Source organism: Oceanimonas baumannii, from assembly GCF_002245495.1.
Lineage (GTDB): Bacteria > Pseudomonadota > Gammaproteobacteria > Enterobacterales > Aeromonadaceae > Oceanimonas > Oceanimonas baumannii.
Genome location: NZ_NQJF01000003.1, coordinates 80,403 through 101,849 on the forward strand (window position 1 = coordinate 80,403; position 21,447 = coordinate 101,849).

The window sequence follows — 21,447 nt, forward strand, 5'->3', positions numbered from 1 at the left end:
TCACCGCTCCTGTTTTTTAAGCAGGGCCACCGACAGCCCCAGAATGACGGGGACCGCCAGCAGCAGCGGCCAGAAAGAGGCGCTCAAATCTCCAAAGCCCAAGGCCTTGCCAAACACGCCCCGGCTGATGTTGAGGAAATGGGTGGCCGGATAGACCTGGCCGATCAGGGCTCCCATCCCTTCCAGAGAGGACACCGGGTTAAGCACTCCTGAGAACTGGATGGCCGGCAGCAAAGTACCGATCATGGTCACAAACATGGCGGCGATCTGGCTGCGGGTGAACGTAGAGGCAAAGAGCCCAAAGCCGGTAGAAAACAGCACAAACAGCCATGCTCCCAAGGTCAGAGTGGCGAAGCTGCCGGTCAGTGGCACCTCGAACAGGGTAATCGCCAAAGCGACCATCAGCAGGAAGTTCAGCATGGCAAGCAACACATAGGGCAATTGCTTACCGAGCAGAAACTCCGCTCTGGAAACAGGGGTCACATAGAGGTTGATGATGGAGCCCAGTTCTTTTTCCCGTACCACCGCCAGAGCAGTGAGCATGGCGGGAATCATCAACAGCAGTATGGGGATCACCGCCGGCACCATGGCCGGCAGGCTGCGCACGTCCGGATTGTAGCGGAAGCGGGTCTCAATTGTAGCCGATCCCGTAGTACTCTGTCCCAGACTATAGCGGGCTTGCTCCCGCAGCCAACTGTAGTGCATGCCCTGCACATAACCACTGATGGTTTCCGCACGGAGCGGCATGGCCCCGTCCACCCAGACGCCGATCTCCACCTGATTGCCGCGCTTGAGCTCCCGAGCGAAGCCAGGCGGTATCTCTATGGCCAGGGATAGCTCGCCACTGCGCATACGCCGGTCCAGCTCCTGATAATCGTCCAAGGGCGGCCGCTCGATAAAATACCGGGAGCCCGACAGGTTGAGGGTGTAGTTTTGGCTCAGCCCGGACTGATCCCGGTCCAGCACGGCATAACGAAGATCCTCCACGTCCATGCCGATGCCATATCCCATAATGAACATCAGCAGCACTGTGCCCAACAGAGCCAGAGCGGCACGAACCGGATCCCGAGCCAGTTGCATCGCCTCCAGCCGGCTGAAGCTGAGCATGCGCCCCAGGCTGAAGCCCTGCCGGTGCGGAGTCGCCGGAATGGCGGACGCCGCCGGGGCCGCGGGTGGCGTTTCCTCCGGGCCCGACGCCTGTTCCAGGTAGTGAATAAATACCTGTTCCAGTGTGTCGGCCCCATGCTGCCTCACCAGTGCGTCCGGGGCGTCGCTCACCAGCACCCGCCCCGCATGCATCAGAGAGATGCGATCACAGCGCTCGGCCTCATTCATAAAGTGGGTAGTGATAAAAATGGTTACCCTGTCGTTGCGGGCCAGCTCGATCAGCAATTGCCAGAACTGGTCCCGGGCGACCGGATCAACCCCCGAGGTAGGTTCGTCCAGAATCAACAGCTCGGGACTGTGTACCATGGCCACCGCCAACGACAACCGCTGGCGGATCCCCATAGGTAGGCGCTCCGGCAGGGCATGGCGTGCCTCTTCCAGATCGAAGCGGCGGATCATTTCCTCTACCCGCTCGGGAATAGCCGCCTCCGCCACCCGGAACAGGCGGGCGTGCAGCACCAGGTTCTGTAATACCGTCAGCTCGGTGTAGAGGGAAAACGCCTGGGACATGTAGCCCACCCGCCGGCGGGTGGCTATGTCGTTACCGTCCACTGGCTGGCCGAACAGCCAGGCCTGGCCATCGGATACGGGCAACAGGCCGGTCAGCATCTTCATGGTGGTGGATTTGCCACACCCGTTGGAACCAAGAAAGCCGAAGATCTCCCCCCGGCGGATCTGGAAGTTGACCTTGTCCACCGCCACGAAGTCGCCGAAACGCATGGTCAGCTCCCGAGCTTCAATGGCGATCTCCTCGTCTTCGGTCAGTTCCAGAGGGGGGATCACCACCTCCCGGTGACCCTGGCGGCGGGATTCCGGCAACAGGGCGATAAAGGCGCGCTCCAGGCTCGGACAGCCAGTCCGGGCAAGCAGCTCATTCGGGCTGCCCGTGGCCAGTACCCGGCCCGCGTCCATGGCCACCAGCCAGTCGAAGCCTGCCGCTTCCTCCATGTAGGCGGTGGCCACCAGCACGCTCATCCCGGGCCGTTCGGCCCGGATACGATCGATCAGGTTCCAGAATTGGCTGCGTGCCAGGGGATCTACCCCGGTAGTGGGCTCATCCAAAATCAGCAGCCGGGGATCGTGGATCAGGGCGCAGCACAGCCCCAGTTTCTGTTTCATGCCGCCGGACAGCTTGCCGGCGGGGCGGGTCAGGAAGGGATAAAGTCCGGTACTGCGGGTCAAATCGTCGATGCGCCGGCGTCGCTCGGCCTTGTTGTGGCCGAACAGGCGACCGAAGAACTGCAAGTTCTCCTCTACCGACAGAGTGGGATAGAGATTCTTGCCCAACCCCTGGGGCATATAGGCGATATGGGGACAAACCCGGTTCCGGTGTGCGGCATCGGCCATGCTACCTTCCATCACCCGCACCCGGCCCTGCTGCACCGCCCTGGCGCCGGCCAGCAGCGACAGCAAACTGGACTTTCCCACCCCGTCCGGGCCGATAAAGCCCACCATGCGCCCGGCGGGAATGGCAAGATCGATGCCGTCCAACGCTCGGGTCTCCCCGTATTGCAGACAGACGCCCTCTGCATGGGCTACATGTGCCTTCATGTCAGGGTTCCAGCTTGACGGTCAGATCCTCAGGCCAGGGCTGGTGCTGTTCGAGCCGAACCCATACTACGCCGGGCAGCCCTGTCTTGACCTGGGTAAGATGGGCCCGGAGCAGATCCGGGTCCACCTGGGCACGCACCCGGAACATCAGTTTCTGCCGCTCGCTGGCAGTTTCCACTGTCTTCGGAGTGTATTGGGCGATATCCGAAATAAAGGAAATGCGCGCCGGGATCACGTATTCCGGTGCCGCGTCCAGCAGGATGCGCGCCTCGCTGCCGAGCGCCAGCCGCCCCACCAGCTCGGAAGGCAGAAAAAAGGTCATATATACATCGGTCAGATCCACCAGGTTGAGCACCTTACCACCGCCACCCAGCACCTCTCCCGGCTGGGCTATCAGGTACTGCACCCGGCCATCCCGGGGAGCGCTGAGCTGGCTGTCGTCAATATCCGCCTGGATACGGGCGATGGTGGCCGCTGCTGCCGCTACCGCTGACTCGGTCCCTACCACCTGGGCCCGAGCCGCCTCAACTCCGGCTTCGGCGGCATTGACCTGGGCCCGGGCCGCACTCACTGCAGCACTGGCCCCGAGCAGGGCCGCCTTGTCGTCGTCCAACTGCTGCTGAGACAAAGACCCCCTGCCGGTCAGCACCCGGGAGCGTTCATAGCGCCGGCGAGCCGCGTCTTCCTCCGCCTCCCGCTGGGCCACCAGAGCCCGCGCCGCCTGCTGTTCGCTCTCCCGCGCCAGCACCTGAGCACGCGCGCTGTTAACCGCATTCAGGGCCTGCTGATGCTGAGCCCTGGCTTCCTCCCGCTGAGCCTCCAGCACCGTCACCTGCATCCGGGCCAGGGGCATGCCGGCCTGCACGAAGCTACCCTCACGCACCAGTATCTCCTCCACCCGGCCAGCCTGCTTGGTGGCTACATCGATCTCAGTCGCCTCGATACGGCCATTGCCGCTGACAAAACCCTCCCCATAACCGGAGTCAAGGCTCCCCTGCCAGACATAAGCGGCGACGGCGGCTACCGCCAATAAAGCCAGCAGCAGAAGATGTTTTTTATTTATCTTTTTCATTTATCTCACCCAGGATATAAAAAGGTGTTCCAAACAGTCCTTCCCGATTATGACAATCGGCGGTGTACCCGCTCAGGCTAAACCAGAATAATCTGCCCCATGAAAGTAATAAGAGCAATATTAAACACACCGGCTCAGCCCCTCCGTACCCTAGGTCGGCACTACCCAAAGAGACGGCAGCGCACCAGCCGTGGGAGAGACTCGTACTCTCTCCGGTTTTTATTATTTAAAACCGTCAGTTGAGCTTTTTCATTCGATAAAACCAACCGACAACATGTATAAAAATAACACAGTGGAGTTAAAGCTCTAAGTTGTATTTTCACCCCGACCGATAATACTAACCCAAGCTAAAAAAGCCTTTTAAAAATCAATGTCCCAGATCAAGGAATCTCCCTATTTAATTTAAATATCACCTTTCCCATGCTCCTTTATGTTAACCGAATCATTACATGGTTTTTGGATAGTGCAAATAACCGAACCCGGTGATGGTTTATTGTTAACCACGATCGGCATCAAAATGGTCCCTTCTAAAATAGCAGTTGTCAGCCATCCGACAGGAAGCACCGCCACCTGCGGTGTACGCAACTTTTGCCAGGCACAATTGTTCCCGACAGCAGAGGTCTGATACTCTTTAGGCCCCGTCCGCGGCATACCCGTCACCTGTCCCATCCAGCCGGGTAACCCGGACAGCACCATATCTCATGACAGACAGGGTAAAGGCACCAAGGTGAAAGCGACCGAGCAAACACAACACACTCCCATGATGCAGCAATACCTGGCCCTGAAGGCCCAACATCCGGATATTCTGCTGTTTTATCGCATGGGGGATTTTTATGAACTGTTCTACGACGATGCCAAAAAAGCGTCACGCCTGCTGGACATTTCCCTGACCAAACGCGGCAAATCGGCAGGCACTGCCATTCCCATGGCAGGGGTGCCCTACCATGCCGCGGAGAATTATCTGGCGCGACTGGTACAGATGGGCGAGTCGGTAGCCATTTGCGAGCAGATTGGCGATCCGGCCACCAGCAAAGGTCCGGTGGAACGCCAGGTGATGCGCATCGTCACCCCCGGCACCCTGTCTGATGAAGCCCTGCTCAATGAGCGGCAAGACAACTGCCTGGCGGCGGTATATCACGACGGCGAACGTTTCGGTTTTGGCATTCTGGATGTGAGTACCGGTCGCTTTGTGATCAACCAGTTTGAGAAAGAGGAAACTCTTACCGCCGAATTACAGCGCACTCAGCCCGCCGAACTGCTGTACCCGGAAGGGTTTGACTGGTTTGGCCTTATCGAGCACCGCAAGGGACTGCGACGCCGGCCCGAGTGGGAATTCGATCTCGGGACCGCCCGTCACCTGCTGTGCCAGCAGTTTGGTACCCGGGATCTGGTGGGATTTGGCGTGGAGCAGTCCATCACTGCCCTGTGTGCCGCCGGCTGTCTGCTGCAATATGTCAAGGATACCCAGCGAACCGCCCTGCCCCATATCAACAGTGTACGGCTGGAACGCCGCCAGGACATGGTGATCATGGATGCCGCCACCCGACGTAATCTGGAACTGACGCTGAACCTGTCCGGCACCGTGGAAAATACCCTGGCAGAGGTGCTGGACCGCACCGCCACTCCCATGGGCAGCCGGTTGCTCAAACGCTGGATCCATCAGCCCAGCCGCAATAAAGACGAGCTGAAGCAACGTCAGGATATTATTGCCACGCTGATGGAAAACAGCTGTCATGAAGAACTCCACCCACTGTTACGCCAGGTCGGCGACGTGGAACGGGTGCTGGCACGACTGGCACTGCGCTCGGCCCGCCCCCGGGATCTGAGCCGGTTACGGGCCGCCTTGCAGGCCCAGCCGGACATTCAGGCGGTACTGGCCGAGGCGGATGCCGGGTGCCTGACATCGCTTGCCACACAAATCAGTGATTTTCCCGGCCTGGCCGGCCTGCTGGAAGCCGCCGTGGTGGACACTCCGCCAGTGGTGATCCGCGATGGCGGTGTGATCCGCGATGGCTACAACGCCGAACTGGACGAACTGCGTGAACTGGCCGCCGGGGCCCATCGTTATCTGGAAGAGCTTGAAACCCGGGAACGTAATGCCACTGGTATCAGCACCCTCAAAGTGGCCTACAACAAGGTGCACGGCTTTTACATTGATGTCAGCCGGGCCAACTCCCATCTGGTCCCAGTGCATTATGTTCGTCGCCAGACCCTGAAAAATAACGAGCGCTACATTATTCCCGAGCTGAAGGAATACGAAGACAAGGTACTCAACGCCCAAAGCAAAGGACTGGCGCTGGAGAAACGTCTGTATGAAACGCTACTGGACCAGTTGCTGGAACACCTTGCCCCGTTGCAGCAAAGCGCCGCCGCCCTGGCTTGTCTGGACGTGCTGGCCAACCTGGCGGAGCGAGCCGAGAGCCTGAATTATTGCCGCCCCGAGCTGACCGACGACGACGTCATCGACATTGAGGAAGGCCGTCACCCGGTGGTGGAACAGGTGATGACAGAGCCGTTTATCGCCAACCCGCTGTCACTGTCGAATCAACGAAAAATGCTGGTAATCACCGGCCCCAATATGGGCGGTAAGTCCACCTATATGCGCCAGACAGCCCTGATCGTATTGCTGGCCTATATTGGCTCCTTTGTGCCGGCACAAAAGGCGCGTATTGGCCGGGTGGATCGCATCTTTACCCGTATCGGTGCGTCCGATGATCTGGCCTCGGGCCGTTCCACCTTTATGGTGGAAATGACGGAAACAGCCAATATTCTCAACAACGCCAGCCACCACAGCCTGGTGCTGATGGACGAAATTGGCCGGGGCACCAGTACCTATGATGGCCTGGCGCTGGCCTGGGCCTGTGCCGATGCCCTGGCCAACCGGCTGCACGCCTATACTCTGTTTGCCACCCACTATTTTGAGCTCACCGGACTGGCAGCTCTGTGGCCGGCAGTCGCCAATGTCCATCTGGATGCAGTGGAGCATGGTGACACTATCGCCTTTATGCATGCGGTACAGGAAGGGGCAGCCAACCGCTCTTACGGCTTGCAGGTAGCGGCGCTGGCCGGCGTGCCCAGAGCGGTACTCACTCTCGCCCGGGAGAAGCTGGCCGAGCTGGAAAGCGGCCGCCCCGCCCCTGAGCCGGCCGTCGCCCCCCCTCAGGGCTCACTGCCGCTGTTTGATGAGCAGCCTGATCCGGCCCTGGAATTACTCGATACCCTGAACCCGGATGAGCTCACGCCGCGTCAGGCGCTGGAGCAATTGTATCAGCTGAAGCAGGCCAGAAAATAAAGCCGTCAGCTATCAATGGATTAGCATGAAAAACCCCGACATAACAAAGGTTATGCCGGGGTTTTTAAGAGCAGTGCTGGGACTCGCCCAACCTACCTTCTTTGCTGGGATTCGCTACGCTCATCGCCAACCTACTGCCTTTCAGTGTCTACCGAAATACAGGTACGGTCGATGGCTTCCCCCCTTAAAGCTGACAGCTCTCCGAAGAGGTCGGCTTACCGCTTTGTTTTCCGTTATTCACCATGAAACAAGGTGTCAATATTAAGCCCCTGCTGCGTCAGCACTTCCTTCAGCCGGCGCAAGGCTTCCACCTGGATCTGACGTACCCGTTCCCGGGTGAGGCCAATCTCCCGGCCGACATCCTCCAGCGTAGAGGCTTCATAGCCCAGCAGACCAAAACGCCGCGCCAGCACTTCCCGCTGCTTGGGGTTCAGCTCTTCCAGCCAGCGTACCAGGCTGGAATTAATGTCGTCATCCTGGGTTTCAACTTCCGGATCCTTGTCGTTCTCATCAGCCAGCACATCAAGCAGGGCCTTATCGCCGTCACCGCCGATAGGAGTATCCACAGAGCTGATTTTTTCATTCAGCTTCAGCATACGCGACACATCTTCCACCGGCTTGTCGAGCGCCTCGGCAATCTCGTCGGCAGAAGGTTCATGATCCAGCCGGTGGGCCAGCTCCCGGGCGGTACGCAGATAGACATTCAGCTCTTTTACCACATGAATGGGCAGACGAATGGTACGGGTCTGGTTCATGATGGCGCGTTCTATGGTCTGACGGATCCACCAGGTGGCATACGTTGAAAAACGGAATCCGCGCTCGGGATCAAACTTTTCCACGGCACGGATCAGGCCCAGGTTACCCTCTTCAATCAGATCCAGCAGGGCCAGGCCCCGGTTATTGTAACGGCGGGAAATTTTGACAACCAGGCGCAGGTTGGACTCTATCATTCGTTTGCGTGCGGCGAGATCCCCCCGTAATGCGCGACGGGCATAATGCACTTCTTCTTCGGCGGTGAGCAGCGGAGAATAGCCTATTTCTCCCAGGTAAAGCTGGGTCACATCCAGGCTCCGCTGAGTGGGCGGGCTCAGTACCTCTTCGGTTTGTTCTTCCTCTTTTTCCTCGGCCACTTCAACATCAGCGGCATTCAGCTCATCATCCTTGTCAAAATCTGTTTCTGCATTTTCGGTGTTGTATTTTTTCTGGCTCATGGCAGTTCTCCCTTAAACCGGGAACAGCCTTATCCCCGGTCATTATCGCTTGGGCAGATATTTTCTCGGATCAACCGATTTACCCTGATACCGGATTTCAAAGTGCAGCCGGACATCAGCAGCATCACTACTTCCCATATCCGCTATGTGCTGGCCTGCTTTCACCGTGTCCTGCTCTTTCACACGCAGCACCTCATTGTGAGCGTAGGCCGACAAGTAATCATCGTTGTGTTTTATGATGATAAGATTGCCATAACCACGTAGCGCATTCCCTGCGTATACTACCTTTCCTGTTGCAGCGGCCTTGACTGCCTGGCCCCTGCTGCCACGAATATCAATGCCCTTATTACCGGTTTCCGATAACGAAAACCCCGATATCACCGGACCGCTGACAGGCCATTGCCAAGCGATAGCACCATTGACAGCCGTGTTTTTTTGTACTTCAGACTCAGCGTATGCTTTTCTTTTGACCGGTGCAACTGCTCCGGACGATTTTGCGACAGTGGCTTTTTTGGAAGATGAAGGGGCAGGTTTCGGCTGAGGCTTACTCTCTGCGGTGGCACGCGCGATGCTATGCAAGGCCAGCTTCTGTCCGACATAAATACGGTAAGGCGGACGCAACCCGTTCAGGCTGGCAAGATCCGCAACCGAGTGATTGGTCCGGCGGGCAATTCCGCTCAGTGTATCTCCCCGGCGCACACGGTATTCCCGCACCTTGCGACCGGGCACATCCAGCTTCAGGGTCTGACCGGGATAGATGCGATAAGGTGCACGAAGACCGTTATACCTGGCCAGAGTAGCCACATCGGTACCCGCCTGCCAGGCAATGGAGTAAAGGGTATCGCCCCGGGCCACCACATAATGACGTCCATTGGCCTGGACATGCCCCTGAGCATGAGCCCCCACTCCCCGGACCGGGGCTGGCCGTGATGCGGAACAGGCCGAAAGCAGCAGCACCAGGCTGATGGCTGTTACTCTGATCGTCCCGCTCCGCCACATCATCAGCGGCTCAACAACAGATAGGCGAGCACTGCCGCCGCCACACATAACCAGCCCAGCAGATCAATATAGCCAATCAGCTTGCGCTCCATTTTCACGCCACCCCAGACCATCAGGCCGGACACCAGGAAAAAGCGCATCCCCCGGCCAACCAGTGACACCAGCAGGAACGGCAGAAACGCCATCTGCAACAGTCCGGCAGTCACGGTAAACACCTTGTAGGGGACCGGCGTGAAACTGGCGATAAAGATGACCCAGATCCCCCAGTCATCAAACCACTGCCGGGCAACGGCAATTTTGCCTTCATACCCCATGGTCTGAATAAAGGGCGCAACCAGCGGATCCCACATAGCGTAACCCAGCAGGTAACCAAAGGCGGCTCCAAGCACCGAAAACACGGTGGCTAACGCCGCATAGCGCCAGGCTTTATCCGGCTTGGCCAGCGCCATCGGAGCCAGCATCACATCAACCGGCACCGGCCAGAAAATGGACTCAACAAAACTGTTCATGGACAGATAAACCGGTGCGTGGCGGTGTACCGCCCACATCATCACCAGCCGGTATAAACGGGAAAACGGCTTCACTCAAGATCACCCTGAATCAAAGGAACAAAACGTACTGCTTCCAGCTCGGTACGAACCATGTCATCACCCTGACGCTGGTACAGCCACAACGTCTGATGCATTCCCCCTACCGGAATCACCATTCGGCCACCGTCGGCCAGCTGTTCCAGCAGTGCCGCAGGCACAGAGCTGGCGGCGGCAGTGACAATTATGGCATCAAACGGAGCTTTACTGGCCCATCCCTGCCAGCCATCACCGTGCTTGGTCCGCACATTATGCAGATCCAGCCGCTGCAGCCGGCGCCGGGCCTGATATTGCAGTGGCTTGATACGCTCTATGGTGTATACCTCATCCACCAGCTGGGCCAACACCGCGGTCTGAAAGCCCGAGCCGGTGCCTATTTCCAGCACCCTGCGAAGCTGGGTGCCCTGCAGCAGGGCTTCGGTCATGCGTGCAACAATGTAGGGCTGAGAAATCGTCTGGCCAAAACCGATGGGCAGGGCACTGTTGTCCCAGGCTTTATGGCTCATGGCCTCATCCACAAACTCGTTACGCGGCAGGCCGGTAATGGCCTTCAGAACCCGTTCGTTACGAATGCCCTGCTGTTTCAGCAGGCGATAAAGCTGCTCTCCTGCTAACGTGCGCACGTCCTTACTCCACATCCTTAATCCAACGGGACAGGGCCGCCATTTGATCGTAAGCCGTAAGATCAATGGTCAGCGGTGTAATAGACACAAACCCCCGCTCTATGGCATCAAAGTCGGTCCCTTCCCCCGCATCCTGAATGGCCCCCGGCGGACCTATCCAGTAAATAGGACGACCGCGGGGATCAAACTCTCTGAGCACCGCATCGGAACGATGACGATTACCCAGACGGGTCACTTTGATACCCTGAATTTCCGCCAGGGGCAAGTCGGGCACGTTCACGTTTAAAATTTGATTGGAGTAAAGCGGAGCTCGCAGCAACCCCTGCACCAACATACCGGCAAAATGGGCGGCGGTTTCAAAGTGCTTATCGCCGCACAGGGAAATGGCCAGGGATGGCAGGCCCAGATGCCGGCCTTCGGTAGCCGCAGCCACCGTTCCTGAGTAGAGCACGTCGTCGCCCAGGTTGGCACCGTGATTAATGCCGGCCACCACCAGATCAGGGTCAGGATCCAGCAGATGATTGACTGCCCAGTGTACACAGTCGGTCGGCGTGCCCTTTACCGAGTAAAAACCGGTGTCGTCGAGTTTATCGGCACGCAGCGGCACTTCCAGCGTCAGTGAGTGACTGGCACCGCTGCGGTTACGATCCGGAGCCACCGTAACCACTTCGGCAAATTCCGACAAGGCCCGGCTCAGGGTGCGAATACCGAGGGCATTTACGCCGTCGTCATTACTCACCAGAATTTTCATGGCTCACCTTTTCCTTGATAAGTTCCCGCACCAGACTGGTGGCATAAGTTCCCGCAGGTAACCAGAACGACAGCGTTAAACGATTTTCATGCTGCTGCCAGCTCAGTTGCTCCGGTTTCAGCAGCAGCGCCCGCCGCTCCTGTTTCAGTCCATTGGCTTCCAATCCGGCGCGCAGTGCTTCCTGCTCCGCCAGCGCCGCCAGCTCCAGCTCTGCAGCCTCACCCTCTGCCGGCAACCGCCCTCTTCCCCACAGCGGGGCACTCAGGCGAATATCTCCGCTGACAAACCGCTCACGCATTACCTCATCAAGCGGATTGTCGTCATTGATGGTAAAAAACGACTGGCTTCCCGCCAGCATGACACAATCGCCGTTCAGCAATTGTTCACCCTTCCCTTGCGCCAGCCGCTGGCTCACAACCAGGTTGAACAGATAACTGCGGGCCGCAGAGAGATACATCGACCGTTTGTTTCGATCCTTGATGCGCTTACCACCAAACATGGCGCTGGCCTGTGCAATATTGCCGCCGTTGTGGCCAAACCGCTGCTCACCAAAGTAGTTGGGCACACCGTGCTCACTGATGGCCGCCAGCCGTGCCGGAAGATCATCATTTCCTTCCAGCTCACTCAGGGTCAGCTCAAACCAGTTGCCTCTGAGCGCACCAGTTTTCAGTTTCTTGTTGTGGCGGGCAATGGCCAGAATCTGCACATCCTCATTTTCAAGGGGCGAGAAATCGGGCATTTCCTTACCTGGCAAATGAACGCCGAACCATTGCTCGGTCACCGCATGACGATCTTTCAGGCCAGCCCAGGTTACATCCCGCTGGGCAATGCCCGCCAACCGGGCCAGATCCCGTGCCACCCACTGGGTGTTCTGACCACGCTTGCGAATGTGCAGAAAAATATGTTCGCCTTCACCACTGGGGGCGAACCCCAGATCTTCACGCACAATAAAATCTTCGGGGGTGGCCTTGAGGCGGCCGCTGACGGTGGGCTCACCGTGGAAATAATGCCAGTTATTCATGCTTTTACCAGTAATACAACGGCTTCCGCCGCTATGCCTTCTTTGCGGCCGACAAAGCCGAGTTGTTCGGTGGTGGTGGCCTTCACGTTGACTTGAGACACCGCCGCCTGCAGATCAGCGGCAATGGTCGCCGCCATGGCGTCGATATAGGGTGCCAGTTTAGGCGTCTGAGCCATAACGGTCACATCGGCGTTGCCCAGTACATAGCCCGCTTTCAGCACCCGGGCATACACATCCCGCAGCAGAATACGGCTGTCGATGCCTGCAAACTCGGCATCAGTATCAGGAAAATGCCGACCAATATCACCGGCACCAATGGCACCGAGCAACGCATCACTCAGGGCATGCAGGATCACATCACCATCGGAATGAGCCAGCAACCCCTGCTCATAAGGCACCGCTACACCGGCCAGCATGCAGGGGCCGTCACCGCCAAATTTATGCACGTCAAACCCGTGCCCGATTCGCATCATGTAAAGCTCTCTTTAAGCTGCTGCAGAAAAAAACCGGCCAGAGCCAGATCTTCCGGCCGGGTGATTTTGATATTGTCAGAACGCCCTTCTACCAACACCGGGTAAAAGCCGGCCAGTTCCATCGCCGATGCCTCATCGGTGACGGTATGGCCCGCGCTCAGCGCAGTGGACAGCGCCTGACGCAAGGTCCGGGTAGCAAAACATTGTGGCGTAAGCGCATGCCAGAGCTCGTCGCGGCTGACACTTTCACGGATGGCTCCTTTGCCATCCCCCCGTTTCATGGTATCCCGTACCCTGCAGGCCAGTATCGCCCCCTGAGGATGGACAGAAGCAGCCAGCAGCGCATCAAGATCCTTCATGGTCAGACAGGGCCGGGCTGCATCGTGTACCAGTACCCGTTCACTGGTCACCAGGTCAAGCGCATTAAGCACAGAGTCGGCCCGTTCCTGGCCGCCTGTTGCCCGCAGCACCCGGGGGTCTGCCGCCAGCGGCAATGCATCAAACCAGGCGTCTTCCGGGCTGACGGCCACAACGACCTGCGCGATGGCATCATGTGCCAGCAGCCGCTCCAGCGTATGTTCAAGCACGGTTTTACCTGCCAGCGTCAGGTATTGTTTGGGAACAGTGCTGCCCATGCGTTTACCGACGCCGGCCGCCGGCACCACGGCAGTAAAGGTTGAAAACGTCATTGCGGCGGCTTGTCTTCCGGAAGTAACAGACGATAAAAGGTTTCACCGGGTTTGATCATCCCCAGATCGTTGCGGGCCAGCTCTTCCACTGCCGCCAACCCCTGATTAAGATCCTTGATCTCCCGGTATAACAAAGCATTTCGTTCCGCCAGACGCTCATTGTCGATGAGCTGGCGTTCTACATTGGCGGCAACTTCATGATATTCAGCCAGGCCGTTTTTGCCCTGCCACAGGTCGTATTGTAACGTGGCGAGCAGAGCAATCAGTATCAGCGTCAGGGTGCGCATTTATCCTCCGGAACAAGACGGCTAGTTTCCCATATTCGCCGTCCGAACAAAAGGAACCCCGCACAAGGCGGGGATACCGCTCAGGCTGCATACAGCCTGAGCCATAAACAAAAACCCCGCACAAGGCGGGGTTTTATTCAGCTAAGGGGAGGCAAGTTTACGCCTGACCTTTAACTTCAGACAGACCGTGATACGGGGCCTTGTCACCCAGCTCTTCCTCAATGCGGATCAGCTGGTTGTATTTGGCGATACGGTCGGAGCGGCTCATGGAACCAGTCTTGATCTGACCGGCACAAGTGCCCACGGCCAGATCGGCAATGGTCGCATCTTCGGTCTCGCCGGAGCGGTGAGAGATAACAGCAGTGTAACCGGCATCTTTGGCCATTTTGATGGCGTTCAGAGTTTCAGTCAGGGAACCGATCTGATTGAACTTGATCAGAATGGAGTTGGCGATGCCCTTGTCGATACCTTCTTTCAGGATCTTGGTGTTGGTGACGAACAGATCGTCACCCACCAGCTGCACCTTGTCACCCAGGATCTTGGTCTGGTAGGCGAAACCATCCCAGTCAGATTCATCCTGACCGTCTTCGATGGAAACGATCGGGTACTGAGCACACAGCTCTTTCAGGTAGTCGGAGAACTGCTCGGAGGTGAATACCTTGCCTTCGCCCTTCATGTTGTACTTGCCGTCTTCATAAAACTCGGAAGAAGCACAGTCCAGCGCCAGAGTAACGTCCTTGCCCAGAGTGTAACCGGCCTGCTCAACGGCTTCCTTGATGGCAGCCAGCGCGGCAGCATTGGACTCCAGGTTGGGAGCGAAACCACCTTCATCACCGACGGCGGTAGACAGGCCCTTGGCCTTCAGTACCTTGGCCAGGTTATGGAAAACCTCGGCACCGACGCGCAGGGCTTCCTTGATGTTCTTGGCACCCACCGGCTGGATCATGAATTCCTGGATGTCGACGTTGTTGTCGGCATGCTCACCACCGTTGATGATGTTCATCATCGGCAGCGGCATGGAGAACTGACCAGGAGTGCCGTTCAGTTCGGCGATCCAGGCGTACAGAGGCTGACCCTTGGCGGCAGCAGCAGCCTTGGCGTTGGCCAGAGACACGGCCAGAATGGCGTTTGCACCCAGGGTAGCCTTGTTGTCGGTACCGTCCAGATCGATCATGATCTGGTCGATCTCGGCCTGCTGGGTGGCATCCTTGCCAGTCAGAGCGGCGGCAATGCGATCGTTGATATTGGCAACGGCGGTCTGTACGCCCTTGCCCAGGAAACGGGACTTGTCGCCGTCACGCAGTTCCAGCGCTTCCCGGGAACCGGTAGAAGCACCGGACGGTGCTGCGGCACGGCCCATAAAACCACCTTCCAGGTAAACGTCGGCTTCCACAGTGGGGTTACCACGGGAATCGATGATCTCACGACCGATCACTTTAACGATCTTAGCCATTCTCACTTTCCTCTTGAGTTAAACGTAAAACCTAACAATGCACTAAAAAATTACGGCCGAGCCCAAGGGCTCAGCCGCTGATACCGGTTACTCCAGCTCTCCCTGCTGGTACTGGCCGGCCGCCTTCACAAAGCCGGCAAACAGACCGTGGCCATCACGGGGAGTAGAAGTGAATTCGGGGTGGAACTGGGCCGCCACGAACCAGGGGTGATCCGGGTTCTCGATGATTTCCACCAGCTTCTTGTCGGCAGAAAGACCGGTCACCTTCAGGCCTGCCGCTTCAATTTTAGGCAGCAGACGGTTGTTTACTTCATAACGGTGACGATGACGCTCATAGATGGTGTCGGAGCCATACAGCGCATGTACCTTGGAACCGGGGGCCAGATGACACAACTGTGCACCCAGACGCATGGTGCCGCCCAGATCGGACTCTTCGTCACGCACTTCCACGTTGCCTTCTTCGTCCACCCACTCGGTGATCAGACCCACCACCGGGTAAGGGCTCTTGGGGTCGAATTCACTGGAGTGCGCGCCTTCCAGGCCAGCCACGTTGCGGGCATATTCAATCAGCGCCACCTGCATACCCAGGCAGATACCCAGGTAAGGTACCCGGCTTTCACGGGCATAGCGGGCGGCCATGATTTTACCTTCCACACCGCGCTCACCAAAACCACCGGGCACCAGAATGGCATCCAGGCCTTCCAGCAGGCCTGTGCCCTTGCTTTCCAGATCCTGGGAGTCGATATATTTGATGTTGACGGTCAGCCGGTTTTTCAGGCCGCCGTGCTTGAGCGCCTCGTTCACCGATTTGTAGGCATCGGGCAGCTCAATATATTTACCCACCATGCCGATGGTCACTTCGCCTACCGGATTGGCTTCTTCGTAGATCACCTGTTCCCACTCGGACAGATCGGCGGCCGGGCAGTCCAGACCAAAACGCTTGACTACCAGCTCGTCGAGACCCTGAGACTTGAGCAGCGCCGGAATTTTATAGATGGAATCCACGTCTTTCAGGGAGATAACGGCCTTTTCGGACACGTTACAGAACAGGGCTATCTTGCCGCGCTCAACCGCCGGAATCACCCGGTCGGAGCGGCAGATCAGCACGTCAGGCTGAATACCGATAGACAGCAGCTCTTTTACCGAGTGCTGGGTCGGCTTGGTTTTCACTTCGCCCGCAGCGGCCATATAAGGCACCAGGGTCAGATGCATAAACAGGGTGTTTTCCCGGCCTACTTCCACCGCCAGCTGACGCAGGGCTTCCAGAAACGGCAGCGACTCGATATCACCGACGGTACCGCCCACTTCCACGATAGCCACCTGATGGCCTTCAGCACCGGCAATCACCCGATCCTTGATGGAGTTGGTGATATGCGGAATCACCTGAATGGTCGCCCCCAGATAGTCGCCGCGTCGTTCCTTGCGCAGCACATCGGCATAGACCCGGCCGGAGGTGAAGTTGTTGCGACGGGTCATTTTGGTGCGGATAAAACGCTCATAGTGGCCCAGGTCCAGATCGGTTTCGGCACCGTCATCGGTCACGAAGACTTCGCCGTGCTGGGTGGGGCTCATGGTACCCGGATCCACGTTAATGTAGGGATCCAGCTTCATGATGGTCACGTTAAGACCACGGGCTTCGAGGATGGCGGCCAATGAGGCGGCTGCAATGCCTTTGCCCAGGGAGGAAACCACCCCGCCGGTAACAAAAATATATTTAGTCGTCATGCTGAACCTGAAAAGCTTGGGAACGAATGAAATGTGGAATTCAAGACGGGGTCACATTATACGCAAGAAGCCCGATTACGACAATGAAACAATGGGCTTTACAACGCCTTTATGAGGTCACTGTGTCACCGTCCCTGTTCCCTTCCACCCGTTCGAATACCAGTAACCATACTTTCTATCGTAGTTTTATTACAACATAATAACATTCAGTTGCTTGCCATTATTCCCCGCTGAGTCAGAATGGAGAGCCCCGGCAAGCTCCCCCCGCCGGAGCCATCTTCCTCACCAATAAGGATATGAAATGAGCTTCACTTTCAATGAGTTGAGACACAGCTGCAAAGACAACTGGCGTGTTTATCTGCATCACGATTTTGTACGCCGGCTGGGTGATGGCACCCTGGCCCCTGAAGCCTTTCGCCATTACCTGAAACAGGATTACCTGTTTCTGATTCAGTTTGGCCGCGCCTTTGCCCTGGCCGCCTACAAGAGCCCGACACTGGCCGACCTGCGCCACGCGAAAGCCGGCCTTGACGCCATTATCGATCTGGAGCTGGGACTGCATATCGACTATTGCACCCAGTGGAACATCAGCGAACAGGAGCTGAATGAACTGCCGGAAGCCCGGGCTACCCTGGCCTATACCCGCTATGTGCTGGATACCGGCAACCGCGGGGACCTGCTGGATCTGCATGTGGCGCTGGCCCCCTGTCTGGTGGGCTATGCCGAGCTCGCCCGCTGGCTGACAGAGCAACCCGGCACAGTCCGGGGCGAGAGCAACCCCTACGAAGCCTGGATTGCCATGTATGAAAGCGCCGAATTCCAGGCTGCCGCCCGGGCCGAGATAGCCTGGCTGAACGAACGCCTGGCCGACGTTCCCCCGTCCCGCTTCAAGCAATTGTGCCGTATCTTTGATGATGCAACCCGGCTTGAAATCGACTTCTGGGATATGGGCCTCGAACAAAGAATGTAACTCCCCCGAGCTTTCCCGGTCATTCTCGCAAAGGCGGGACGGAGCACCCGTACAATATAAAATGGGTCCCGCCTTCGCGGGGCACAACGGTATCGGCCCGGCCGGCTTACAGCATTTTCTCGAGTTCGGGCAGGACTTCGAACAAGTCTGCCACCAGTCCGTAGTCGGCCACCTCAAAAATAGGCGCATCTTCGTCCTTGTTGATGGCGACGATAATCCGGGCGTCTTTAATACCGGCCAGGTGCTGAATGGCACCAGAAATACCCACGGCAATATACAGCTCGGGGGCGACGATTTTGCCGGTCTGCCCCACCTGCTGATCGTTTTCCGCCAGACCAGCATCTACCGCAGCCCTGCTTGCTCCTACCGCCGCTCCCAGTTTATCGGCCAGTGTTTCCAGTAAGGCAAACTGCTCTTTTGATCCCAGGCCCCGCCCGCCAGAGACCACCACCCGGGCCGAGGTCAGCTCCGGACGCTCACTGACTCGCAGTTCATCACCGACAAAACGGCTGCAGTTGTCCACCGTCACCGCAGCTACCGGTTCAATGTCTGCCTGCGCCTCGTCTTTGCCCACCGCGTCAAAAGCGGTTGGGCGAACGGTGAGCAACGTCACCGGATCCAGTGACTGTACCCGGGCCAGCGCATTACCGGCATAAACAGGGCGTACAAAAGTGTCTTCGCTTTCGATGGCAACCACGTCCGCCACCATTCCGACGCCCAGCAGCGCCGCCGCTCTGGGCAACATATCCTTACCAAAAGTGGACGCCGGAGCCAGTACATGACGATATTGCGTGGCCAGTCGCGACACCAGGGCGGCACAGGGCTCGGCCAGCTGATGCTGATACAAGGTATCGTCGGCCAACAAAACCTTACTGACACCGGCAAGGCAGCGGCCTTGTTCAGCCACACCGGCACAGCCCTGCCCCATCACCAGCAGATGTACCCTGGCATTCAGTTCACTCGCGGCGCCCAGCACCTTGCAGGTATGGGCACTAAGCGTGGCATTATCGTGTTCCGCTATCACCAGTATGCTCATGGAATCACCTTGGCTTCATGCTTGAGCTTGTTCACCAGCTCATCCACATCGGCTACCCGGACACCGGCTTTGCGGGCCGGTGGCTCACTCATGCCCAGCAGACACACATGCTGCTCAAAAGCCACACCCAACTCATCGGGCGTCAGCCTGTCCAGCGGCTTTTGCCTGGCCTTCATGATATTGGGCAATGAGGCAAAACGAGGCTCATTCAGACGCAGATCCGTGGTAATCACCGCCGGTCGCCTCAGCGCCTGAGTACGCAGACCACCGTCTACTTCCCGCGTGACCAGCAGCTCATCGCCTTGCTGTTCAATCGCCGATGCAAAGGTCGCCTGGGGCCAGCCATTAAGTGCCGCCAGCATCTGTCCGGCCTGATTGTGATCGGTATCGATGGACTGCTTACCCATCAGCACCAGATCAGGGGCTTCACGCTCACACAGCGCTGCCAACAAACGAGCCACAGTGAGCGGCTCCGCAGATTCAGCCGTCTCCACCAGAATGGCGCGGTCGGCCCCCAGTGCCAGGGCCGCACGTAGTTGCTCAGCAGCTTCACCCGGACCAATACTGACTGCCACTATCTCCGACACCCAGCCTTTTTCCTTCATGCGTACCGCCTCTTCCACCGCAATCTCGCAAAAGGGGTTAGCGGCCATTTTTACATTGCTCAGATCCACATTGCTGCCATCAGCAAGTACGCGAACCCGAACGTGATAGTCAATCACCCGTTTAACGGTTACCAGTGCTTTCATGCCTGCCCCCGGGATCCATCAGTCAGCATTAATACTAGACGATTCTGCCGCACTGACGATTTGTTAAATATCGCCGCCAATACAATACTTTAGCCAGAGCAACCTGGCAGGAGGGAACCATGAAGCGGGAGTCAATGGAGTTTGATGTTGTCATTGTAGGGGCCGGCCCGGCGGGTTTATCGGCTGCCTGTTCGCTGATGCAACGGGCCCGGCAGGCAGGCCTGGAGCTGAACGTATGCCTGGTGGAAAAAGGAGCCGAGGTAGGTGCCCATATTCTGTCCGGAGCCTTGTTCGACACCCGCGCCCTGAGTGAGCTGTTTCCCGACTGGCGTGAGCAAGGTGCACCCGTCACAACCCGGGTTAACCGTGAGCATTTTTATATGCTAAGCAACAGTCAGGGCGGGATCGAACTTCCCGCTTGGCTAACCCCTTCCTCACTGCACAACAAAGGGAGCTATATCATCAGCCTGGGCAAACTGTGCCGCTGGCTGGCAACGCAAGCGGAGGCCCTGGGCGTGGCTGTTTTTCCCGGCTTTGCTGCCAGGGAAGCCCTGTTCGATAAACAGGGTGCCGTGTGCGGTGTGCTTACCGGAGACATGGGGCTGGCGGCAGACGGCACCCCAAAAACCGGTCATATGCCGGGTATGGAGCTGCGCGCCCGTTATACCTTGTTTGCCGAAGGCAGCCGGGGACACCTTGGCAAAAGCCTGATCGACCGCTTTGCTCTGGACAGAACACGAGATCCTCAACATTACGCCATCGGCTTTAAAGAACTGTGGCGGCTGGCCCCCGAGCGCCATCAGCCCGGCCTGGTGATACATGGCGGCGGCTGGCCACTGGGGCGCAATGGCGGCGGCTTTTTCCTTTACCACGGCGACGATGGCCTGGCTTCAGTGGGCCTGGTGATGGATCTCAACTACCAGAATACCCACCTGGATCCCTTTAAGGAATTTCAGCAGCTCAAGCACCACCCGCTGCTAGCCCGCCACCTGTGGGACGGAAAACGACAGGCCTGGGGAGCACGAGCACTGACCAAGGGCGGACTAAACTCCCTGCCGGAAATGGTGCTGCCGGGAGCCCTGCTACTGGGGTGTGATGCAGGCACACTAAATGGAGCCCGCATCAAGGGCATACATACCGCCATGAAGTCGGGTCTGCTCGCCGCCGAGGCCTTGGTGCCGGCGCTTTCAGAAGGGCGCGGCGGTGACCGGCTTGCCGGGTTTGAAATACTGATGAAGGAAAGCTGGCTGCAACACGAGCTGGAGCGGGCCCGCCATTTTGTTCCTGCGCTGCATAAACTGGGCCCTTGGGCCGGCGGGGCTGCGAACTGGCTGAGCCAGAACATGCTGAGAGGCCGGCTGCCGTTTTCGCTGCACGACAAAACACCGGATCACGCCGCCCTGAAGCCAGCGGCCAGCTGTGATCCGGTCACATATCCCAGGGCCGATGGCGTACTGGCCTTTGACCGCATGTCATCAGTGCATGCCGCCAATACCGGTCATGATGAGGATCAACCCTGTCATCTGCAACTGACCGACCCGGCCCTGCCCTTGCAGGACAATCTGGCCCGTTATAATGAGCCGGCCCAGCGCTACTGTCCCGCCGGTGTCTATGAAGTGTTACAGGAAGCCGGCCTGCCGGTATTCCGTATTAACGCCGCCAATTGTGTGCACTGCAAAACCTGTGATATCAAAGATCCGGCACAAAACATCACCTGGGTACCGCCAGAAGGCGGCAGCGGCCCCAACTATTCCGGTATGTAACACAAAAAAAACCCTGAAGGCAGTGCTC

Annotated in this window: 18 protein-coding genes; 3 read left to right on the forward strand and 15 right to left on the reverse strand. The window is 57.9% G+C overall.

Features of this window, described 5'->3' with window-relative positions; genetic code table 11:
* Together rbbA and B6S09_RS04290 are read right to left on the reverse strand one after the other, a co-directional pair.
* A complete protein-coding gene (rbbA, locus tag B6S09_RS04285; RefSeq protein WP_094277268.1) occupies positions 1–2,718 on the reverse strand; it encodes a ribosome-associated ATPase/putative transporter RbbA in 2,718 nt (905 codons plus the stop codon).
* Position 2,719: 1 nt separating this feature from the next.
* The gene (locus tag B6S09_RS04290; protein ID WP_094277269.1) at positions 2,720–3,790 is read right to left on the reverse strand and encodes an HlyD family secretion protein; all 1,071 of its coding nucleotides are present in this window, start codon (positions 3,788–3,790) and stop codon (positions 2,720–2,722) included.
* A gap of 760 nt (positions 3,791–4,550) precedes the next feature.
* Here B6S09_RS04290 and mutS point away from each other — a divergent pair.
* The gene (gene mutS / locus B6S09_RS04295) at positions 4,551–7,082 is read left to right on the forward strand and encodes a DNA mismatch repair protein MutS (protein WP_208321682.1); all 2,532 of its coding nucleotides are present in this window, start codon (positions 4,551–4,553) and stop codon (positions 7,080–7,082) included.
* A 233-nt stretch (positions 7,083–7,315) separates the two neighbouring features.
* On the opposite strand, the gene rpoS is transcribed toward mutS, so the two are convergent.
* From rpoS to pyrG, 11 genes are all read right to left on the reverse strand, one after another.
* A complete protein-coding gene (rpoS, locus tag B6S09_RS04300; RefSeq protein ID WP_094277271.1) occupies positions 7,316–8,293 on the reverse strand; it encodes an RNA polymerase sigma factor RpoS in 978 nt (325 codons plus the stop codon).
* Positions 8,294–8,335: 42 nt separating this feature from the next.
* Positions 8,336–9,295, reverse strand: coding sequence for a LysM peptidoglycan-binding domain-containing protein (locus B6S09_RS04305; protein ID WP_341802681.1), 960 nt, complete (start codon positions 9,293–9,295; stop codon positions 8,336–8,338).
* Positions 9,295–9,876: a YqaA family protein gene (locus B6S09_RS04310; RefSeq protein WP_094277272.1), complete on the reverse strand. Its 582-nt coding sequence runs from the start codon at positions 9,874–9,876 to the stop codon at positions 9,295–9,297. The genes B6S09_RS04305 and B6S09_RS04310 overlap by 1 nt, the downstream gene beginning before the upstream one ends.
* Entirely contained in the window at positions 9,873–10,502 is a 630-nt protein-coding gene (locus tag B6S09_RS04315; RefSeq protein ID WP_244900098.1) for a protein-L-isoaspartate(D-aspartate) O-methyltransferase, read from the reverse strand. The genes B6S09_RS04310 and B6S09_RS04315 overlap by 4 nt, the downstream gene beginning before the upstream one ends.
* Positions 10,503–10,506: 4 nt before the next feature.
* Complete coding sequence (surE, locus tag B6S09_RS04320) at positions 10,507–11,253, reverse strand: 5'/3'-nucleotidase SurE (protein ID WP_094277274.1); 747 nt, start codon at positions 11,251–11,253, stop codon at positions 10,507–10,509.
* Entirely contained in the window at positions 11,234–12,274 is a 1,041-nt protein-coding gene (gene truD / locus B6S09_RS04325; RefSeq protein ID WP_094277275.1) for a tRNA pseudouridine(13) synthase TruD, read from the reverse strand. Before truD ends, surE begins: the two co-directional genes overlap by 20 nt.
* Positions 12,271–12,747: a 2-C-methyl-D-erythritol 2,4-cyclodiphosphate synthase gene (gene ispF / locus B6S09_RS04330; protein WP_094277276.1), complete on the reverse strand. Its 477-nt coding sequence runs from the start codon at positions 12,745–12,747 to the stop codon at positions 12,271–12,273. The genes truD and ispF overlap by 4 nt, the downstream gene beginning before the upstream one ends.
* A complete protein-coding gene (ispD, locus tag B6S09_RS04335) occupies positions 12,744–13,436 on the reverse strand; it encodes a 2-C-methyl-D-erythritol 4-phosphate cytidylyltransferase (protein ID WP_094277277.1) in 693 nt (230 codons plus the stop codon). The genes ispF and ispD overlap by 4 nt, the downstream gene beginning before the upstream one ends.
* Positions 13,433–13,723 carry a cell division protein FtsB gene (ftsB, locus tag B6S09_RS04340; protein ID WP_094277278.1) on the reverse strand — a complete coding sequence of 97 codons (291 nt, stop codon included), beginning with the start codon at positions 13,721–13,723 and terminating at the stop codon, positions 13,433–13,435. The genes ispD and ftsB overlap by 4 nt, the downstream gene beginning before the upstream one ends.
* A 157-nt stretch (positions 13,724–13,880) precedes the next feature.
* Positions 13,881–15,176 (reverse strand): phosphopyruvate hydratase, encoded by a 1,296-nt coding sequence (eno, locus tag B6S09_RS04345; protein WP_094277279.1) that lies wholly within the window; start codon positions 15,174–15,176, stop codon positions 13,881–13,883.
* 87 nt (positions 15,177–15,263) lie between these two features.
* On the reverse strand, positions 15,264–16,901 hold the full coding sequence (gene pyrG, locus B6S09_RS04350; protein WP_094277280.1) for a glutamine hydrolyzing CTP synthase: 1,638 nt from the start codon (positions 16,899–16,901) through the stop codon (positions 15,264–15,266).
* A gap of 301 nt (positions 16,902–17,202) precedes the next feature.
* On the opposite strand from pyrG, the gene tenA reads away from it, so the two are divergent.
* A complete protein-coding gene (gene tenA, locus B6S09_RS04355) occupies positions 17,203–17,871 on the forward strand; it encodes a thiaminase II (protein WP_094277281.1) in 669 nt (222 codons plus the stop codon).
* 106 nt (positions 17,872–17,977) lie between these two features.
* Here the strand turns inward: tenA and B6S09_RS04360 are convergent, their stop codons facing one another.
* Entirely contained in the window at positions 17,978–18,907 is a 930-nt protein-coding gene (locus B6S09_RS04360) for an electron transfer flavoprotein subunit alpha/FixB family protein (protein WP_094277282.1), read from the reverse strand.
* Positions 18,904–19,656: an electron transfer flavoprotein subunit beta/FixA family protein gene (locus tag B6S09_RS04365; protein ID WP_094277283.1), complete on the reverse strand. Its 753-nt coding sequence runs from the start codon at positions 19,654–19,656 to the stop codon at positions 18,904–18,906. Before B6S09_RS04365 ends, B6S09_RS04360 begins: the two co-directional genes overlap by 4 nt.
* 119 nt (positions 19,657–19,775) lie before the next feature.
* On the opposite strand from B6S09_RS04365, the gene B6S09_RS04370 reads away from it, so the two are divergent.
* Positions 19,776–21,419, forward strand: a complete 1,644-nt coding sequence (locus B6S09_RS04370) for an electron transfer flavoprotein-ubiquinone oxidoreductase (RefSeq protein WP_094277284.1) — start codon at positions 19,776–19,778, stop codon at positions 21,417–21,419.
* Positions 21,420–21,447 lie beyond the last annotated feature (28 nt).